At 67.9% G+C, this 18,529-nt stretch carries 19 protein-coding genes; 11 read left to right on the top strand and 8 right to left on the bottom strand.

Translation table 11 applies throughout. From position 1 onward, the window contains the following. The first annotated feature begins 178 nt into the window (after nucleotides 1-178). The 3 genes from ACESMO_RS07725 (at nucleotide 179) to ACESMO_RS07715 (ending at nucleotide 3,045) form a co-directional block, all read left to right on the top strand. The gene (locus tag ACESMO_RS07725; RefSeq protein ID WP_372707583.1) at nucleotides 179-1,237 is read left to right on the top strand and encodes an NAD(P)-dependent alcohol dehydrogenase; all 1,059 of its coding nucleotides are present in this window, start codon (nucleotides 179-181) and stop codon (nucleotides 1,235-1,237) included. Nucleotides 1,238-1,467: 230 nt separating this feature from the next. Beyond that, nucleotides 1,468-2,193: an acetoacetyl-CoA reductase gene (gene phbB / locus ACESMO_RS07720; RefSeq protein WP_372707581.1), complete on the top strand. Its 726-nt coding sequence runs from the start codon at nucleotides 1,468-1,470 to the stop codon at nucleotides 2,191-2,193. 99 nt (nucleotides 2,194-2,292) lie between these two features. Continuing rightward, nucleotides 2,293-3,045, top strand: a complete 753-nt coding sequence (locus tag ACESMO_RS07715) for a DUF4908 domain-containing protein (RefSeq protein WP_372707580.1) — start codon at nucleotides 2,293-2,295, stop codon at nucleotides 3,043-3,045. Nucleotides 3,046-3,048: 3 nt separating this feature from the next. Here ACESMO_RS07715 and gloB read toward each other — a convergent pair whose 3' ends face one another. Further along, nucleotides 3,049-3,777: a hydroxyacylglutathione hydrolase gene (gene gloB / locus ACESMO_RS07710; RefSeq protein WP_372707579.1), complete on the bottom strand. Its 729-nt coding sequence runs from the start codon at nucleotides 3,775-3,777 to the stop codon at nucleotides 3,049-3,051. 45 nt (nucleotides 3,778-3,822) lie between these two features. Here gloB and ACESMO_RS07705 point away from each other — a divergent pair, with 45 nt between their 5' ends. The 5 genes from ACESMO_RS07705 (at nucleotide 3,823) to ACESMO_RS07685 (ending at nucleotide 8,587) form a co-directional block, all read left to right on the top strand. Beyond that, on the top strand, nucleotides 3,823-4,584 hold the full coding sequence (locus ACESMO_RS07705; protein WP_372707578.1) for a class I SAM-dependent methyltransferase: 762 nt from the start codon (nucleotides 3,823-3,825) through the stop codon (nucleotides 4,582-4,584). 92 nt (nucleotides 4,585-4,676) lie between these two features. After that, nucleotides 4,677-5,177, top strand: coding sequence for a histidine phosphatase family protein (locus ACESMO_RS07700; protein ID WP_372707577.1), 501 nt, complete (start codon nucleotides 4,677-4,679; stop codon nucleotides 5,175-5,177). After that, complete coding sequence (locus ACESMO_RS07695) at nucleotides 5,174-5,524, top strand: DUF952 domain-containing protein (protein ID WP_372707576.1); 351 nt, start codon at nucleotides 5,174-5,176, stop codon at nucleotides 5,522-5,524. The genes ACESMO_RS07700 and ACESMO_RS07695 overlap by 4 nt, the downstream gene beginning before the upstream one ends. Then, entirely contained in the window at nucleotides 5,515-6,552 is a 1,038-nt protein-coding gene (locus tag ACESMO_RS07690) for a quinone-dependent dihydroorotate dehydrogenase (protein WP_372707575.1), read from the top strand. Before ACESMO_RS07695 ends, ACESMO_RS07690 begins: the two co-directional genes overlap by 10 nt. A gap of 67 nt (nucleotides 6,553-6,619) precedes the next feature. After that, nucleotides 6,620-8,587 carry an ATP-binding protein gene (locus tag ACESMO_RS07685; RefSeq protein ID WP_372707574.1) on the top strand — a complete coding sequence of 656 codons (1,968 nt, stop codon included), beginning with the start codon at nucleotides 6,620-6,622 and terminating at the stop codon, nucleotides 8,585-8,587. On the opposite strand, the gene ACESMO_RS07680 is transcribed toward ACESMO_RS07685, so the two are convergent. Continuing rightward, the gene (locus tag ACESMO_RS07680; protein WP_372707573.1) at nucleotides 8,584-9,069 is read right to left on the bottom strand and encodes a peroxiredoxin; all 486 of its coding nucleotides are present in this window, start codon (nucleotides 9,067-9,069) and stop codon (nucleotides 8,584-8,586) included. The two genes, ACESMO_RS07685 and ACESMO_RS07680, sit on opposite strands and share 4 nt — an antisense overlap. A gap of 115 nt (nucleotides 9,070-9,184) precedes the next feature. Here ACESMO_RS07680 and ACESMO_RS07675 point away from each other — a divergent pair, with 115 nt between their 5' ends. Then, nucleotides 9,185-9,754, top strand: coding sequence for a YqgE/AlgH family protein (locus ACESMO_RS07675; protein ID WP_372707572.1), 570 nt, complete (start codon nucleotides 9,185-9,187; stop codon nucleotides 9,752-9,754). Between the two features lie 195 nt (nucleotides 9,755-9,949). Beyond that, a complete protein-coding gene (locus ACESMO_RS07670) occupies nucleotides 9,950-10,933 on the top strand; it encodes a calcium/sodium antiporter (RefSeq protein WP_372707571.1) in 984 nt (327 codons plus the stop codon). Nucleotides 10,934-11,205: 272 nt separating this feature from the next. Here the strand turns inward: ACESMO_RS07670 and ACESMO_RS07665 are convergent, their stop codons facing one another. Genes ACESMO_RS07665 through ACESMO_RS07655 form a run of 3 tightly spaced genes read right to left on the bottom strand, consistent with a single transcriptional unit; the run spans nucleotide 11,206 to nucleotide 13,756 of the window. After that, nucleotides 11,206-12,684 carry an NAD(P)-binding protein gene (locus ACESMO_RS07665; RefSeq protein ID WP_372707570.1) on the bottom strand — a complete coding sequence of 493 codons (1,479 nt, stop codon included), beginning with the start codon at nucleotides 12,682-12,684 and terminating at the stop codon, nucleotides 11,206-11,208. Continuing rightward, on the bottom strand, nucleotides 12,681-13,436 hold the full coding sequence (gene mddA, locus ACESMO_RS07660; RefSeq protein WP_372707569.1) for a methanethiol S-methyltransferase: 756 nt from the start codon (nucleotides 13,434-13,436) through the stop codon (nucleotides 12,681-12,683). The genes ACESMO_RS07665 and mddA overlap by 4 nt, the downstream gene beginning before the upstream one ends. Nucleotides 13,437-13,471: 35 nt before the next feature. Next, nucleotides 13,472-13,756 (bottom strand): DUF4242 domain-containing protein, encoded by a 285-nt coding sequence (locus ACESMO_RS07655; RefSeq protein WP_372707568.1) that lies wholly within the window; start codon nucleotides 13,754-13,756, stop codon nucleotides 13,472-13,474. Nucleotides 13,757-13,856: 100 nt separating this feature from the next. On the opposite strand from ACESMO_RS07655, the gene ACESMO_RS07650 reads away from it, so the two are divergent. Continuing rightward, on the top strand, nucleotides 13,857-14,813 hold the full coding sequence (locus ACESMO_RS07650; RefSeq protein WP_372707567.1) for a LysR family transcriptional regulator: 957 nt from the start codon (nucleotides 13,857-13,859) through the stop codon (nucleotides 14,811-14,813). A gap of 124 nt (nucleotides 14,814-14,937) precedes the next feature. Here ACESMO_RS07650 and ACESMO_RS07645 read toward each other — a convergent pair whose 3' ends face one another. The 3 genes from ACESMO_RS07645 to ACESMO_RS07635 all read right to left on the bottom strand — a co-directional run bounded on the left by ACESMO_RS07645 (nucleotide 14,938) and on the right by ACESMO_RS07635 (nucleotide 18,502). Further along, nucleotides 14,938-16,605 (bottom strand): putative bifunctional diguanylate cyclase/phosphodiesterase, encoded by a 1,668-nt coding sequence (locus ACESMO_RS07645; protein WP_372707566.1) that lies wholly within the window; start codon nucleotides 16,603-16,605, stop codon nucleotides 14,938-14,940. Further along, the gene (locus ACESMO_RS07640; protein ID WP_372707565.1) at nucleotides 16,602-17,228 is read right to left on the bottom strand and encodes a GNAT family N-acetyltransferase; all 627 of its coding nucleotides are present in this window, start codon (nucleotides 17,226-17,228) and stop codon (nucleotides 16,602-16,604) included. Before ACESMO_RS07640 ends, ACESMO_RS07645 begins: the two co-directional genes overlap by 4 nt. A gap of 62 nt (nucleotides 17,229-17,290) precedes the next feature. Continuing rightward, nucleotides 17,291-18,502 carry a M16 family metallopeptidase gene (locus ACESMO_RS07635; RefSeq protein WP_372707564.1) on the bottom strand — a complete coding sequence of 404 codons (1,212 nt, stop codon included), beginning with the start codon at nucleotides 18,500-18,502 and terminating at the stop codon, nucleotides 17,291-17,293. Between the last annotated feature and the right edge of the window lie 27 nt (nucleotides 18,503-18,529).

The raw sequence follows: 18,529 nt of genomic DNA, 5'->3' as shown, positions 1-18,529 counted from the left end.
GTGGCACCGAGCAGACCCGGGGCCGGGCGAAGAGCGGCGATGTGTTCGCCTATTTCATCGCCGCAGCGCAGGTGGGGAACCCTGGCGCGGCGCAGGCGCTGATCAGAACGCTCGGCTGAGACCATTGCGCCGCCCCGTCCGCGCGCTCAATTGAGCCCGGCCATCCAGGAGCCTCCCCATGCCCATCGCCACCCGCGCCTTCGCCGCCACGTCCAGCGACGCCCCGCTGTCGCCGTTCAGCCTCGATCGGCGCGATCCGGGTCCGGACGATGTGGCCATCGAGATCAAATTCGCGGGCGTCTGCCACTCGGACCTGCACATCGTGAAGAACGATCTGGGCAATACGACCTATCCGATCGTGCCGGGTCACGAGATCGCGGGCGTGGTGACGTCGGTGGGCGGGAACGTCTCCCGCTTCAAGGTCGGCGACCGGGTCGGTGTCGGCTGCATGGTCGACAGCTGCCGGCAGTGCACACCCTGTCTGGACGGCGAGGAGCAATACTGCGTCCCCGGCATGACGCAGACCTATGGCTCGCCCGATCCCAAGGGTGAGGCGGTGGGCCAGAAGATCACACAGGGCGGATACGCCACCGCCATCGTGGTCGACCAGAACTATGTCGTGACCATCCCCGACAGCATTCCGCTGGACGCCGCCGCGCCGCTGTTGTGCGCCGGGATCACCACCTATTCGCCGTTGCGGTACTGGAAGGTGGGTCCAGGCTCGAAGGTCGCCGTCGTCGGACTAGGCGGTCTGGGCCATATGGCGGTCAAACAGGCGGCGGCCATGGGGGCGGAGGTCACCGTGCTGTCGACCTCGGACCGCAAGAAGGCGGACGCCGAGCGGATGGGGGCCAAACATTTCCTGATCAACTCCGACAAGGCGGCGATGCAGGCGGCGGGCGAGAGCTTCGACCTGATCATCAACACCGTTTCGGCCACGCACGAGATCGCCAGCCATGTGAACCTGCTGGCCAAGGACGGCACCATGGTCATGCTGGGCCTGACCACCGAGGGCCTGCCGGTCTATGCCATGGGCCTGTTGTGGCGGCGCCGGGCGGTGGCCGGATCGCTGATCGGCGGCATCCGCGAGACCCAGGAGATGCTGGACTTTTGCGCCGAGCACGGCCTGGCCTGCGACATCGAGGTGATCGCCCCGGATCAGATCAACGACGCCTATGCGCGGCTGCAGAAGTCCGATGTGCGGTATCGGTTCGTGCTGGATATGGCGAAGATCTAATCCTGCAATCCTCCCCCATCGGGGGAGGTGGCGCGGCGCGCCTCTGCGCCGTGACGGAGGGGGCCGACCGCAAATGCGGCGTTTGAGCTTAGCCCCCTCCACCGCTTCGCGGTCCCCCTCCCCCGATGGGGGAGGATTTGCTCCACCCTTTCCGCGCCACTCCGCACCCGCTACACCTCTCGCTGAACAGGCCCCGCGTCAGACGGGGCCGTCAGGGACAGGAAACGCATATGGCTCGAGTGGCTCTGGTCACGGGCGGCACCCGCGGCATCGGCAAGGCGATTGTGCAGCGGTTGAAGGAAGACGGCATGTCCGTCGCCGCCGGCTATTCCGGCAATGTGGAGGCGGCCGAGGCCACCGCGCGCGCGCTGGGCGTCATGGTGGTCAAGGGCAACGTCGGCTCCTATGACGACTGTGCCCGCGCCGTCGCTGACGTGGAGGCCGAGCTGGGCCCCATCGACGTGCTGATCAACAACGCCGGCATCACTCGCGACGGCTTCTTCCACAAGATGAGCGCCGACCAGTGGTCCGACGTCATCCGCGTCAACATGGACAGCGTCTTCAACATGACGCGTCACGTGATCAACGGCATGCGCGACCGGGGCTTCGGCCGGATCGTCAACATCTCCTCGATCAACGGCCAGAAGGGCCAGATCGGCCAGACCAACTATTCCGCCGCCAAGGCCGGGATGATCGGCTTCACCAAGGCGCTGGCGCTGGAGAACGCGCGAAAAGGCGTCACCGTCAACTGCATCGCCCCCGGCTATATCGACACCGAAATGGTCGGGGCCATGGACGAGAAGGTGCTGGCCGGCATCATCGCCCAGATCCCCGTGGGGCGGCTCGGCAAGGGCGAGGAGATCGCCGACATGGTGTCCTGGCTGTCAGGCGAGCGTGCCGGATATGTCACAGGCTGCACCCTGTCACTGAATGGCGGTCAGTATCTGGTCGGCTGACCCCGACCTGCCCAAAATCCGCCGCTCGACGGTTTCACGATTGACACCATGGAGTTGACGGCGAGGGTCAGAACGGCGCGAAGCCCGCTTCCGACCGCGATGGCTATGTCCGTCGTGGCCGTTGCCGCGTCGCTGTCGCTGCTCTTCGGGAGCGCTGCCCAGGCCCAGACGCGGGGCAACGCCCAGGCCGAGCAAAGCCGGACCCTGCGCGACCGCGCGACGGGGCCGGGCGCGACGCCCGACTCCGGTCGTTATGTCACCGATTCCGGCGAGGCCTTTATCCTCGACCGTTCGGGCCAGCGCCCCCTGCTGCGTTTTGACCGGCGCGACGAGACCTGGGTCCTGCGCCCCACCCCGGCACCGCGCGGCGACGTGGTCTATCGCAACGATGCGGGCGAGCAGGTCCTGCGGGTCACGCCGGGTGGCGGCCTGACGATCTACACGCCCCGCGCGCCCGGCGGTTCGCCCGCCTCCTTTGCCGGCGCGGGCCAGAGCCTGTCGCCGCCGACGCTGGGCCCGGCCCAACTGTTCCAGTTGATGACCCGGCGCAGCCACATGGTCAGCCAGTCGCTGGGCCGGCTGGTCGAGATCAATGTCGACACCAATCAGAACGCCGAAGGCCTCACGGTCGAGGCGCTGATCCTGTCCACCGATGCCATCCTGCGCATCGCGCGTTCGCCGACGGCGCGGGAGTCGCTGAACCAGTTGCGCCGGATCAGCATCGTCCAGGGCCCGCGCGCCTCGGTCGTCTATGCGCGCGGCGAGCTGCGGATCACCGTGTCGCCGAACGAGGGCACAGCCGGCCGCCCCTCCTCGCTCCGCGTCGTCCGGGCCTTCCTGCCCCAACCCTGAAGCTCAGCCTGCGAAGCCGTCCTTGGCTTTCCGCAGGGCCGCGAATTCCGCGAGGTCCCGGGCGCGCAGAAAGGGATTGAAAGCCTTCTCCTGGCCGAGGGTGGTCGGCACGGTCGATTGCCGGCGTTCCGTGGCCGCGAAGATCGTCGCCGCCCGTGCCGCCAGCTCCGGCCTGTCGTCAAGGCTGAGCGCGAAACGGGCGTTCGAGGCGGAGTATTCGTGGGCGCACCAGATGACCGTCTCGTCCGGCCAGGCGGCCAAGGTCTGCAAACTGTCCCACATTTGATCGGGAGTGCCCTCGAACAGACGCCCGCAACCGAGCACGAACAACACGTCGCCGACGAAGGCCTGGCTGTCCGCGACCGACCGGTAGACGATATGCCCCAAGGTGTGACCCGGGGTATCGGTCACCTCCAGCACGGTGTCGCCCAGCGCCACCGTGTCCCCGCCGGCCACGACCCGATCCAGAGGCGCAGCCTTGCGAACCTCTTCCGGGCCGGTGATCACACATCCCGTCTCGGCCTGAAGCCGCGCATTGCCCTGGGTGTGATCGGGGTGCCAGTGGGTGTTCAGGACGTGGTCCAGCCGCCCCCAGCCCGAGCGTTCGAGATCGGCCAGTATGGCCTCGGCGTCCGGTGAATCGATCGTGGCGACCGCGCCGGACCCGACGTCGCGGACCAGCAGGCCGTAGTTGTCGTTCAGACAGGCAAACAGGCGCACATCCAGGGTCATGACCGCATTCTAGCAGCGGCCCCTCGCCCGGCCTATGGTGACCGTATGCGACGCAGTATCGAGGACCTCCGCATCTTCTACGGCGAGCCCACCGGGGCGCTGGCGCGACGATTGCTGGCCCGCCGTCTGAACGACGCCTGGGGCGAGGCGACCAACAGCGACGTGCTGGGGCTGGGCTATGCGACGCCTTGGCTGGACGCCTTCGTCGGCGCCCGCCGGGTGGTGGCGGCCATGCCGGGCGGCCAAGGGGTCGAGCGGTGGCCCTCGGCCGGCAAGAACCGCGCGCTTCTGGTGGACGATCGCGCCCTGCCCTTCGCCGCCGGATCATTTGACCGCATCCTGCTGGTCCATGCGCTTGAGGAGGCCGACGATCCCAAGGCGCTTTTGCTCGAGGCCGTGCGGGCCCTGTCGCCGGCCGGTCGCATCATCCTGATCGCCGCGGCGCGGGGCGGGCTGTGGTCGCGCGTCGAAGCCACCCCGTTCGGTCACGGCCGCCCGTTCACGCGCCGCCAGCTGGAGCGGCTGGTTCGCGACGCGGGGCTGGAGCCGACGGCCTGGTCCCAGACCCTCTATGTCCCGCCCTGGGGTCCGCTGCTGCCGCTGGCGGACGGGTTCGAGCAGGTCGGACGGCGCGTCCTGCCGGGGGCTGCGGGCGTCATCTTGCTGGAGGCCGCGCGCCACGCCTATGCCCGGATCCGTCCGAGCGGCGCCGTGGCGGCCGCGCCGGTGCGGACGCCAGGTTTGCAGCCGCAGCCCGCCCAGCGGTCGCCACGCGATGCGGCACCCCGGAATGATGTTGGAGCCTGATTCACGGCATCGGCAAAATCGCGAAGCGATTCCTCCTCAACCGATCAGGCTCTCGCTGGCGCAAACGGCCGAACGGCCCTAAAGGGCGGGCCATGCAGCGACTGATCCTGATGCGTCACGGCGAGGCGGAACGGGCGGCGGGCTCCGGCCGCGACCGCGACCGCCCCCTGTCCAGCCGGGGCCGGGCCGACGCCGCCGCCATGGGACGCGCTCTGGCCGCTCGCGGGATGCGCCCCGATCTGGCCGTGATCTCTCCGGCGGCGCGCACGCTCCAGACCTGGGACCTGCTGCACGACGCCTTCGGCGACGTTCAGGTCCGCGCGGACGAACTCCTCTACAATGGCGGCTCCGAAATCCTTCGACGCTTCATCGAGGCGGCCGAGGACGAGGCGGGTTGCCTGATGGTGGTGGCCCACAATCCGGGCGTCCACCTGCTGGCCCTGGAATATCTGACCGAGAGCGCGGCCTCGCCGTCGATTCTGGACCGGATGACCGGGGGCTTCCCGCCCGGCGCGGCGGCGATCTTCGCGGTCGATCCGGCGGGGCGATGCGTATTCGAGGGTTATCTCCAGCCACGTGATCTGGTCGAATGAGCGACATCGCCTACAAGCTGGTGGACCGCGCCGAATGGGAGGCGTCCGGCGACCCCTACGCCGGATCGGCTGTGGATCGGGCCGACGGCTACATCCACTTGTCGACGTCCGGGCAGTTGGCCGAAACGGCCGCCAGACACTATCGCGACAGGGGCGACCTGCTGCTGGTGGCCGTCGATCTGTCGGTGCTGGGCGAGACCCTGAAACTGGAGCCGTCGCGTGGCGGTGACCTGTTCCCGCACATCCACGGCGTCCTGCCCCACGCGGCGGTTCCGGGGCTGCGATCCCTGTCCGTGGATGGGGAGGGCGTGATGCGTTTCGACGACGGAGCGGTGGGATGGCCCTGAGCGATCTCGGAACCGCCCTGCTGCGCTGGATGGACGCGGAAACCGCGCATGAGCTGGCGATTCGCGCCATTCAGGTCCTGCCCCTGCCCGCGCCCGTCGCCGACGATCCGGTCCTGGCCACGGCCGTAGGCCCATTGGAACTGCCCAACCCCGTCGGTCTGGCAGCCGGGCTGGACAAGAACGGCGTGGCGCTGCGGGGCTTGTCGCGACTGGGCTTCGGCTTCGTCGAATGTGGCTCGGTGACGCCACGCGCCCAGCCGGGCAATCCCAAGCCGCGCCTGTTCCGCCTGAGCGAAGACCGGGCGATCATCAACCGGATGGGCTTTAACAACGCGGGTCTGGAGGCCTTTGCCGTCCGGCTGGCGGCGCGCCCCGCAAACGCCGTGATCGGGGCAAATCTGGGCGCCAACAAGGATACAGAGGACAAGGCGGCGGACTATGTGGCCGGCCTGATCAGGTTGAAGGGCCTGGCCGACTATGTGACGGTCAACGTCTCTTCGCCCAACACGCCGGGACTGCGCGCCTTGCAGGGACGGACGGCGCTGGACGACCTGCTGGGCCGTTTGGCCGAGGCGCGCGGCGGCGACGCGACCCCTGTCTTCCTCAAGATCGCCCCCGATCTGACCGCCGCGGAGATCGCCATGGTGGTCGAGGCCGCCCTGGATCACCGCATCGACGCCCTGATCGTGTCCAACACCACGCTGGATCGGCCGGCGACCCTGCGCTCGCCCCATCGCGACGAGGCCGGCGGCCTGTCGGGCGAAGCGCTGAAGGACCGGGCCATGGCCGCCCTGCGCGCGGCAGCGGATGCCTCGGACCGCCGGCTGCCTTTGATCGCCGTCGGCGGCATCGGGTCGGGACAGGACGCCTGGGACCGGATTCGCGCCGGCGCCTGCGCCGTTCAAATCTATTCCGCCCTGATCTACGAGGGTCCAGGACTGGTCGGGCGCATCAAGCTCGACCTCGCCGCCCGTCTGCGCGCCGAGGGGTTTTCCACAGTCTCCGAGGCCGCCTCAACCCCGCGTTGACGGAGCGTTAGGGCAAGCCGGGTCATGATGGCGGGAAGGGCTGTAACGCCCATCCTCGGGGACCTGCATGGCGATCGCCCAAGCCGACATGCCTTCCGCCGCGTCCGACGACTGGACAGCGGCCATCCGCCAGCGGCGCAAGGCGCTGTTGCAGCGGATGAGCATGGCCGCGGCCGTCGCTCTGGTCTTCAGCCCGATCCTGAGCTGGACCCTCTGCGTCGGCTGGGTCCTCGGCTATTTCACTATTCAGCTTCTCGAACTCTGGCTTTTTTCGCCGGTCAACCAGGGCAAGGTCGAGCGTCTGCGCGGCGCGCGTTTCCTGGCCGCCAACGTCCTCCTGCTGGGCAATGTATTTTATTTCGGCAGCCTGTCGGTGCCGCTGTGGTTGGTGGGCGGGCCCATGGGCGGCATCTGCGCGGCCATGCTGCTGTCGGCGGGCACGATCTATGCGATGATCAACGCGCCTCGTTCGAAGGCGGTGTTGGCCCTGACGGTCACGCCGCACTTCCTCTACCTGGCCGCCACGCCGGTTTTCATGGCCATGTTCGGAGCGTCTCCCGGCTTCGTGACCGCCGCCGCCATCGCGGTCGGCGTCTTCATCACCTATTGCCTGTCAACCTGGCAGCGCATGAACCATGCGCGCGTCGCCGAAAGCGCGGCCCGCGTCGAAGCCGAAGAGAAGTGCGCCGGCGCCGAGCGGATCATGGAAGGCCGGGGTGCCTTCCTGGCCGCCATCGGCCATGATCTTCGCACCCCGATCAGCGCCATTCTGACCGGATCGGCCGAACTGGAGCGCGGCGCGAAGGACAACTCGGCCCGGGAACAGGCCCGGCTGATCAGCGACGCGGGCTTCATGATGAAGGCCCTGCTCGACGACCTGCTGGATCACGCCAAGCTGGACGCCGGCCACATGACGGTGGACGCCATCGACTTCGATCTGCGCGACCTGCTGAACCAGAGCGCCCGTTTCTGGCGCGGCCCCGTTCGCAGCAAGGGCCTCAAGCTGCGAATCGAGGGCGCAGCCAGCGTGCCACGCAGCGTGCGCGGTGATCCGATGCGTTTGCGTCAGGTGCTGAACAACCTGATCTCCAACGCGCTCAAATTCACCGCCGAAGGCGCCATCACCCTGCGCTTCAGCGCCTGGGCGGAAGACAACGGCGGCCATGCCGTGCTGATCGAGGTCTCCGATACCGGCCCGGGCATGAGCGCCGAACAGCTGACGCGCCTGTTCACCCCCTACGACCAGACCGACCCGGGCGTCAGCGCCCGCTTCGGCGGCACCGGCCTGGGCCTGGCCATCAGCCGTCAGCTGGCAGACCTGATGGGTGGACGCCTGACCGCCCGCAGCGAAGCGGGCAAGGGCGCGAGCTTCACCCTCGCGCTGCGCCTCGAGGCGGCGGAGATCGGCGACGTCGCGCCCTCGTCGGTTCTGGATCGGGAAAGCCGTGACGCCGTCGCCCGCGTGCTGTCTTCGCGGCCGAACAGCCCCTCGACGCCCCCGCCGCTGCCGCAAAGCCTGATGCAGCAAGAGCCGGCCACGGATCCCGTCAGCCCGAACGCGGACCCTACGGTCGAAGACCCGGTCGAGGACGACGACGAAGGGCGCCCGATGCGGGTCCTGGTCGTCGACGACCACGACATCAACCGCCGCGCCATCCAGCTGATCCTCCAGCCGCTGGGCTGCGACATCGCCACCGCCGCCGACGGCATGGCTGCGCTGAAGATCTGCGAGACCACCGACTTCGACCTGATCTTCATGGACGTCCGCATGCCGGAGCTGGACGGCCGCGAGACCACGCGCCGCATCCGCGCGGGAGGCGGCCCCAATGCCCTGGCCCCCATCATTGCCGTCACGGCGGACACGTCGCCCGATGACATCGCGGCCTGCACCGACGCGGGCATGACCTATTTCGTGCCCAAGCCGATCACGCCGCCCATGCTGCTGGGGGCCATAACCCATGTGATGACGATGGCCCAGTCTGAGGCGGGGCCTGAAGCCCAGTCTGAAGTGGGGCCCGAGACCGCCGCGGCTTAAAGCTGGGTCAGCAGGTGTTCGGCGGACGACACCTTGAACTCGCCGCCCTGTTCGATGTTCAGCTGTTCGACCACGCCGTCCCTGACCAGCATCGAATAGCGCTGCGAGCGCTCGCCCATGCCGAAGCCCTTGGCGTCCATCGACAGGCCCAGGGCCCGGGTGAAGTCGCCGTTGCCGTCGCCCAGCATGACGATGTCGTCCTTGCCGATGCCCTGGCTGTCGGCCCAGGCCCCCATGACGAAGGCGTCGTTCACCGAGACGCAGGCCACTGTATCCACCCCCTTGCCGGCCAGGTCGGCGCGATGGTCCTTGAACCCCGGCAGGTGGCGGACGGAGCATGTCGGCGTGAAGGCGCCCGGAACGGCGAACAGGGCCACGGTCTTGCCGGAGAAGACGTCATCCGTGGTGACGGGCTTGGGGCCTTCCTCGGTGGCGCGGGTCAGGTTGGCCGAGGGAATGCGGTCGCCGATCTGGACGGTCATGGCAGGCTCCGGGAAAGGGGGGACGATATCGTCCCGCGTCAGATAGAGAACCGATGCGCCCGCGCCAAGCCCGCGCCGTCTTGCATCGGCTGCTCCCCGTCCCGATGATGGGGACATGGCTGAGTTCCAATCCCTCGTCGGTCGGCTTCTGGTGGCCATGCCCGGCATCGGCGACCCCCGGTTCGAGCACGCCGTCATCCTGGTCTGCGCCCACGAGCCCGACCATGCCATGGGCCTGCGACTCGACCGCCCGGCGCCGGGCGTCAATCTGAGGGCGGTCCTGACCAAGCTGGAGACCGAAGCCCCCCAAGGCGCGGCGGACCGCGCCGTTCTGGTCGGCGGCCCGGTGGAACGGGAACGCGGCTTCGTGCTGCACACGGACGACTGGATCGCGCCGGACGCCACCATGCCCTTTGGCGAGGGCCTGGCCATGACCGCGACGCGCGAGGCGCTGGCCGCCATGGTGGACCCCGAAACCGGGCCACGCCGCTCCGTCCTGCTACTCGGCTACGCCGGGTGGGGCGAGGGACAGCTGGAGGAAGAGCTGGGCGAGAACGTCTGGCTGACCGCCGACGCCGACCCGGACCTGATCTTCGACCCGGACTACCCCGCCAAATGGACGCGGGCCCTGGCCGGACTGGGCATCGACCCGGCACAGCTGTCTGGGCAGAGCGGGCGGGCTTAGGGCGCGGAGACCACATTCGGCCCGTTTCGGACGCGGCCGCTTCTGGTGGGTTCGTCCTGGCAGGCTCCGATTCAACGGAAGGCTCCAGGGCAGTAGATCGTGGCCTCCGATGCGCTGGCAAAAACCCGGTGACAGGTGAAGGGCACCAAACTAATAGCTGACAGCCAATCTCCCCACCAAGGGTTCTCTCACACCATGCTCGCGGATTCGCTGTTCCTGTTGCTGGGCCTTGTCCTGCTGATCGCGGGCGGTGACCTGCTGGTGCGCGGGGCCGTGCGGATCGCCGAGCGGCTGCGTCTTTCGCCGATGCTGATCGGCCTGACAGTGGTCGGCATGGGCACTTCGATGCCCGAACTGGCCGCCAGCGTGCAGGCCAGCCTCGCCGGATCTCCGGGCATTGCCATCGGCAATATCGTCGGATCGAACATCGCAAATACCTTGCTTATCCTCGGAATAGCGGCGTTGATCGCACCCATCGCGGTCAAGACGCGCGCCCTGTGGCGCGACGGCGGCGTCGGAACCCTGGCTGCCCTGGCGCTGCTCGCGGCGGGCGCGACCGTCGGCCTGTCCCGCGAGGTGGGCATCGCCTTTCTGATCGCGATGGCGGGATACATCTATTACGCCTTTCGTCAGGAACGTGCGGGAACCTCCCACAGTGCCGCCTACGACCGCGCCATGGCCATGGAGAATCTCGACCCGGCCCTGGTTCCGCAGGGAAAGCCGGGCGGCAAGCTGTCGATCGCCATTCTGCTGTTCCTCGCCGGTCTCGTGCTGATCGTGGGCGGCGGCACCCTTCTGGTGAATGCCGCCATCGCGATGGCCGAAATGCTTGGGGTGAGCGACGCCATCATCGGGCTGACCATAGTGGCGGTCGGCACGTCCTTCCCGGAACTTGTCACTTCCGCCGTCGCGGCCTATCGCAAACAGGGCGACATTGCGCTGGGCAATGTGCTCGGGTCCAATATCTACAACATCCTGTTCATCGGCGGCATCACTGGCGCGGTCGCGCCCACGGGTGTGCCGGCCAGCATCATGGCCTTCGACCTCTGGTTCCTGGTGGGCGTGTCTGTCGTTGTCATGCTGTTGGCCCTCACCGGCCGGCGGCTGAGCCGGAAAGAAGGCCTGGTCCTCGTCGCAGCCTATCTCGCTTACACCGCCTACACCGTCGGCCTGTTCTGAAGGTCGGCGCGTCGACTGTCTTCACCGGCCGGGTTCATCTGCGCTTACAGCCAGTTGCCCCGGAGGTGACGGCAGTGGATGCCATGGGCGTCGACCCCTCACAGCTGTCGGTGCAGAGCGGGCGGGCTTAGGGGGCGGAGGCGGCGGTTGAGACGTCGCGTACATGGCGATGGGCTGTCGCGGGTGGCTCGATCTGACTCACAGCGGCGGTTCGGAGGGTCCCCCATCGGTCGTGTTCGCTGAAGCCCGACCTCGCGGGGGGTTGAACTGCGTCAGCCACCCGGAAGCGACGCCGTTGTTGCACCCACCTGCGGTCGCCCCGAAGAGACCCACTCACTCATCCTTGCGTAGCCGGGCTGCAGGGCGCGTCTGTAGCGATCCAGAACGGCGGCCTGGGCGGGGGTCGGATTGGCGGCAACGCGGGTGATCATCTTGCCGAAACCGTCGAGCCGGGAGGTGGCGAGCCAAGTGCGAAGCTCGGGCACGCCGTTCCAGCGGAGACGATTGCGCCCCTCGATCAGATGCGCCTGAACCCAGTGCGCCGGTTCATCGACCATCGGCACGGTCTGGCAGAGATCGTTCTTCTCGGCGTCGGTCAGGTTCAGCGCCTCGATGCGCGCGATCATGGCGGCCGCGAACACGGGCGCGCAGCGGCGAACATACTGAGGGACGATCCGGTCTTTCTGAAAGATCGGCACCGGCGTCTTTCTCGGCACACCGTCTGCGGTGCAATGCACATGGACGCGATCACGGTCGAACATGAGGACGCCGTGTTCGAGCACCATCCGATCGGGCTCCAGGGCCATGACATGACCCAGGCGCACGACGTCGCGTACCGAACGCAACGCCTCGACCTCGCGCTCACCGGCGATCGCACAACGGAACATGGTCGGGACGACAGCGCGGTCCAGCCGCAGGACGACACCGGCCGCTTCCAGCTTCAGGAAGAACTCGTCGACGGAACCGGCCTGGCTCGCGGCCTCCATCTCGTCGGCCAAGCCTCCGACGGTATCCTCGAAGAAGGGCTCGGCCGGTTGCAGCCGCCTGCAATTCAGAAGCCACGGCTCGCGCGGCCGGACCCACGCGATGTCGTCCGGATCGACACCTTGCGAGAGCAGGTGCAACGCCACGTCCATCGCCGTCTTGCCGGCACCGATCACCGTATAGCCGGACGCGCCGTCGGCCCTGACCTCCAGCGCATCGGGGCTGATGCACCGGACGCCCAGGGCCACAGGGAAGCCAGGGCCATGGGTCTTGGGAAGCCGCGCGTCGGTAAAGGTCGCATCGACGACCCGGCGGCGCGCCCGGATGCTCAAAGCCTTGCCGTCGACCAGAGATACGGCGACGCCTTCAGGCCTGTAGTCATGCTCTGGAAGCCACCTGACCCGTCCGCTCGCCAGCAGCGTCTCTCGAAACACCGTGTCGTAATAGTCGAGGATCTCGGTCAGGCCCGCCCGCTCCATGCAGCCGGCGTCGAGCCCCGTCGTGTCAAGCGCGCCGGAGCCCAGCGGCCTGGAGTTCACCCCATACAGCGCCGATACATTGTGAAGCCTGACGAACGGATAGGCGTCGCGCCAGTGACCGCCCGGTTCAGCGCGCCGGTCGATCAGCAGGATATCGGCGTCGGTCTGGTCCAGCAGGACATCGACGAAAGCCAGTCCCACCGCGCCAGCGCCGACCACGACATAATCCGCTTCCAGGATCGACACCGTGCTCGAAGTGGTCTCCGGCAGCGGTGCCCGCTCCGTCATGCAGGACGCTTGTCGCGGGACCGGCTGGCACGTTTCGGGATCAGCATCCCCACGGTCTCGCGATACTGCCGATATCGGTCACCGAACTGGGCGACCAGATCGCGCTCCTCTAGCCAGATGCCGATCAGGATGTAGCCTGTCGTGCCGATCGCGAACACCAGATGCCCCAGGCTCATGTTGGGGGTCGCCCAGAAGGCGATGATGAAGCCCGCATAGATGGGATGCCGCAGCCAGCGGTACAGGAACGGCGTCGTGAACGCGGCGTCGCCGTGGCCCGTTCGGCGGAGAATCCTGGCAAAACCTTGTGACAGGCCGAACAGGTGAAAGTGGCTGATCAGGAAGGTGCTGACGAGCACCATGCCCCAGCCAAACCAGGCGACGGCCATAAGGCCGGCAGAGAGAACAGGGTCCTCCAGCGACCACACGGTCTGCGGAAGCGGCCGCCACTGCCAGTACAGAAGCAGGAGGGCCAGGCTTGCGAACAGGACATAGGTGCTGCGCTCGCTCTCGGCCGGAACGAGGCGGGTCCAGACCCTCTTGAACGCCGGCCGCGCCATGACCGAGTGCTGGACCGCGAATACGCCCAACAGGACCAGGTTGATCAGAAGCGAGGGCAGGAGCGGACCTGCCACCCCGCTGTCGATCGTTTTCGGAACGACGGCATTCTGAACAAAGCCGATCGCGTAGAGAAAGCTGCCGAAAAAGACGACGTAAGCGAACACACTGTAAACAGCTGAGCTCAGGCCTCGCATGACGACTCTCCCGGGTTCGGCCCATGGGCCATGGGTCAGTTGTTGGCGGTGAGGGGATCGATGATCAGGGGCACTTCCGTGATGCGGGTCGCCGGGATGCCGCTCAGCTCTGCGTGTTTGCGCACGGCGTCTTCGCTGCCGGCCAAATAGATGCAGAAGGACTTATCCCCGGCGACATAGCTGTGCTGCCACTGAACCGCGCCGCCGAGTTGCTCGATCGCGCCATTGGATGCCCGTGCGGCCCCGCACAGTTCGACCACGGACATGCCTCCGATGCCGGGGATGTCGCGTTCGATCAGATATCGTTTCTGCTGGCTCATCACATGCTCCTTGTTTTCTGGATGCAGCATCAGATGAACAGGCGCGCCAGGGAAGCTAAACTTTCTTGTCGATGCTAAAGCCTGCCTTTAGTATCGGATCATGGTCGCCCCCACCCATCTCCGTTCATTTCAGGCGCTGGACGCCGCCTTGCGATACGGCTCTCTGACGGCAGCGGCGGACAAGCTTTCCATCACCCCGGCGGCCGTTGGACAGCGCATCAAGGTGCTGGAGGACTATCTGGGCGTGGATCTGCTCACGCGTGGCCGTTCCGGGCTGTCACCCAGTCCAGCCGTCCACCCCTCCGTGGATCGCCTGCGGACGGCCTTTCGCGAACTGGAGGCGGTGGCCGAGGCGCTTGATCTTCAGCGCGGGCATGAGATCCATGTCGCGGCGCTGACCGATGTCGCCGAGTTGTGGCTGAAGCCTCGGCTGCATCGCTTTCGAGCCCAGCACCCGAACATCCTGTTCTGCATCAACGGCGAAGGCGAGGCCCCGTTGCGGCTCGGGTCGGTCGATTGCGAGATCAACTTTGACCAGGCCGCGGACGAGCCCAACCGGGATGTCCTTTTCCGGGATTTCATCATCCCCGTCGGTTCACCAGAGAACATTCTCCGGATCGCAGGGACGCTCGAGCGAGACAGGCTCGAGGGGTTCCCCCTGCTGCACCTCGACTTCTACAAGGATGATCCTGCCGCGCCGGACTGGGCCGACTGGGTGTGCGTCCAGGGCTTCCGCCGTACCTCGCCGGAACGCGGCTTGCGCTTCCAGCGGATCGCTCCGGTGCTTGAGGCGGTCCGTGCCAACGCGGGCCTGACCCTCTGCGGCCTCGCACTGATCGGTGAAGGCCTGGACGACGGGACGCTGTCGCTACCCTTCTCCCTGTCGACCGGGTGCTGGACTGACCATGCCTTCCAGGCCCGGTTTCGGCCAGACTCCCTGGCCCGGCCCCAGGTTCGGCGGTTCCGGCATTGGCTGGCCGAAGAGGCGCGGACGACGAGAAACCGGCTGCAGCTCAGGTTGGAGGGCTCGGCAATCGCAGCCGGAATAACCCGATGATGAAGGTCCACACGCAGAGGCTGCCCGTGAATAACTTCTTCGCCGGCGCTTGACGGTTTCTGTTCCCGTTCGTCCAGATCCCGGATTCGCATCCATGGCGGACATCAGCCTCTGGCTCCGCGACCTACGCCGACCGCGCCCTGATCGGGGCCGTGCCGTCGGCGAGGGACTCGTTCAGATAGACCTCGGCCTCCTGGGCCGGCAGGGCCTGGGCATAGCCGAAGCCCTGGCCGTAGTGACACTGGGCGTCCAGCAGCAGGCTGGCCAGGACCGCGTTCTCGACGCCCTCGGCGACAACTTCCAGCGACAGGTCGCGGCCCAGGTTGACGACCGATTTGACAATCTTGGCCGAGCCCTCGTCCTTGTCCATCGTCAGCACGAAATAGCGGTCGATCTTGAGCGTGTCGAAGGGCAGGCGCGCCAGATAGCTGAGTGAGCTGAAACCGGTGCCGAAGTCGTCCAGCGCCAGCGAGGCGCCGGCGTCACGCAGCTTCTTCAGGGTGTCGGCGGCGCGGGTGGTGTCGCGCATGATGTCGCCTTCGGTCACCTCCAGCTTCAGCGCGCCCTTGGGCAGGCCGGCCTCGGAGATGATGCGGGCGACGTCCTCGACCAGATTTGGCCGCTCGATTTCGCCGACCGACAGATTGACGCTGCAGAACAGGTTTCCGGCCGCAGGATGCCGCTCCAGCCACTCGGCCAGCTGGTGGGCGGCGCGGGTCATCATCAGCAGGCCCAGATCATTCATCAGGCCCATTTCGTCGGTCAGGCCGAGGAACTCATCCGGCGGCACCAGACCGCGCTTGGGGTGACGCCAGCGCGCCAGCGCCTCGAACCCGGCGACGGCGCCGGTAACCAGATTGACGATGGGTTGATAGAAGGGCTCGATCTCGCCGCGCACGAAGGCGTTGCGCAGGTCGGCCTCCAGAGCGAGACGGGACAGGCTGTCGCTTTCCAGCGCGCGTCCGTAGGCGGCGGCCCCGCCGCGCCCCGCGGTCTTGGCCTGTTCCACGGCCAGTTCGACGCGGCGCAGCAATTCGGCCGGATCGGCCGCGTCCGGCCCGCCCTCGACCGCCACGGCGCCGATGGACAGGGTCGGATAGATGTCGAAGCCGGCGACGCGCAGCGGCTGTTCGAGCGCCTCGCGCAGCCGTTCCGCGGCCGCGCCGGCGCCGCGGGGCACCAGAATGGCGAACTCGTCCTCGCCGATCCGCGCCGCATGGGCGTCATGGGCGAAGGCGGCGTTCAGGCGCGACCCCAGCGCCGCCAGCACCAGATCGGCCCGCTCGTGGCCCAGGGCCTCGTTCAGGCGACGCAGGCGATCCACGTCGGCCACCACCAGCTCATAGTCGCCGGGCTGGGTCAGCACCTCTCCGACGCGCACGAGAAAGGTCCGCCGGTCCAGCAGGCCGGTCAGGTGATCCCGGTGCGAGGCCGCGAACTTCGTTTCCAGCGCCACCACGCCGGCGGCGCGCAGACCGTCCTCCAGCCAGACGCCGCGCCACAGGCAGGTTTCGGAGTCCCGCATGCGCAGGCGGATGGCGACCTCGCTCCCCTCTTCCTGCGGCTTGAGGATGCGCTCGGCCAGCGACCGGTCCTGCGGGATGGCGACCGCGGTGAAGGCGGCGCCCGAGCATTCGGGGGCCAGTGGCCCGAGGCCCAAAGCCCGCGTCGCGCCCGTGAACCGCATCTGGTCGTCCGACGGACTCCAGATCCACAGTGCCGTGTCTGCGGCGGCCAGCGCCTCGATGGCGGTCGTCGCGTCCCAGGCCAGACTTCTGGAGCGAGTGTTCAAAAGCTTTGACCGGTCCTGTCAGGGCGACTGGAATCAGCCACCGCGCCCGACCCGTCATCGACGATGCCGAACAGCAGATGGTCTGCCCATGCGCCGTTAATTTTCAAATAAGCCCGGGCCTCGCCCTCGAGAGTGAAGCCCGCCTTTTCCAGCACCCGGCGCGACCCGACGTTAGTCGGCACGCAGGCCGCTTCCACCCGATGCAGGCGCAATTCCGTGAAGGCATGGTGGACCACGGCGCGCACGGCGGCGGTCGCGTGGCCGCGCCCGGCGTGCGGCTGACCGATCCAGTAGCCGACGGTGCCGGTCTCGGCGACGCCGCGTCGGACGTTGGACAGGGTTATCGCCCCGACCAGCGCCTGATCCGCCTCGGCGAAGATGAGAAGTGGCCAGGCGTGGCCCGCCTCCATCTCGCGCGCATAGATCGCCAGTCGACGTTTGAAGGCCGGCCGGGTCAGGTCGTCCTCGGGCCAGGACGGCTCCCACGGCTGCAGATAGGCGAATGACAGCTGGCGCAGGGTGGCCCAGGCTTCGTAGTCGCCGGCGCGGGGCGGTCTCAGGGCGATGCCCTCGCCCTTGACGACCGGTCCGGTGACCTCGCTTATCCAGTCGAGCAGCGCCATGCCGGGAGATTAGCGTCCCGCGCCAAGGTTTGGAAAGCTGGCGATTCCGCTTTTCCCGTCATTCAGCCGAACAGGGCGTCGCGGAATGCGGGACCCGCGAGCGCGGCGGCTTTCGGCCCCAGGACGGCGGTCGCGGCCTTTCCGGCCGACAGACAGCCCGCGGCGGCGCGCCGGATGTCCTCGACGGTCTGGCTCAGGGTGCGGTCGGCCATGGTCTGGGAGGAGATGGGTGCGCCGAAAATCAGCACCTGGGCCGCCGCCCGGCCCGCGCGCGCCGCCGGACTTTCGTCCGACATCCACAGGCCCGCGTTCATCACCGCCTTGGCGCGGGACAGTTCCGCCGGCGTCGGCCCGGTCTCGGCCAGTGCCTTCAGCTCGGCCGCGCAGACCTGGGCCAGTTCGACCGCGCGGTCGGCGGACGCCCCGGCGAAGATGCCGAGGATGCCAGCGTCCTCATAGGGCTCATGATAGGCGTCGATGGCATAGGCCAGGCCGCGCTCCTCGCGGGCGCTCTGGAACAGTCGCGAGGCCATGCCCCCGCCGAGGATTTCGGTCATCAGCCGCGCCGCCGGATAGGCGGGGTCCCGGGCCGACGGGGCCGGCAGCTGGAAGACGATGTTGGCCTGTTCGATCCGCCGCGACAGGGCCGCGTCGCCACCGGTGAAGCGCGGCGCGTCAGGGGTCCGGGCGGGTGTCGGGGTCTGGTCGCCGAACCAGCACTCGGCCAGGGCCAGCAGCTCGGCCTCATCCACCGCGCCGGACACGGCCACGACCATGCGGTCGGGCGAATACAGCCGCGCCCGCCAGTCGGCGATGGAAGCCCGCGTGATCGGCTTCAGGCTCTTGACCGAACCCAGGATCGGCCGGCCCAATGGCTGGCCGGCCCAGGCCTTGGTCTGGGCCATTTCGAAGACATGGTCGTCGGGCGTGTCGAAGGCCTCGGCGATCTCCTGCGCCACGACGTCCTTCTCGCGCTCGATCTCGCCGGAATCGAGCGTGGGGCGGAAGACCAGGTCCGACACCACCTGCATGGCCAGCGGCAGGGAGCCGTGCAGCGCCCGCACCTCGAAACTGGTCCGCTCATAACCCGTGGCGGCGTTCAGCGACCCGCCCTCGGCCTCGATGCGTTCGACGATCTCGCGCGCGCCCATGTCGCCCGCGCCCTTGAAGACGAGATGTTCGAGACAATGGGACCATCCCGACGTCGCTTCGGTTTCCCATTTCGCGCCGCCGCGGACGGCGATGGTCAGGGCGAGCGTGCGCAACCCCGGCATCGGGTCGCAGACGACGCGGACGCCGTT

Origin of the sequence: Brevundimonas sp., assembly GCF_041688735.1 — a bacterium.
Taxonomy (GTDB): domain Bacteria; phylum Pseudomonadota; class Alphaproteobacteria; order Caulobacterales; family Caulobacteraceae; genus Brevundimonas.
Note: the sequence above shows the minus strand (reverse complement) of the source record. Positions and strands in the feature narration are given on the sequence as shown.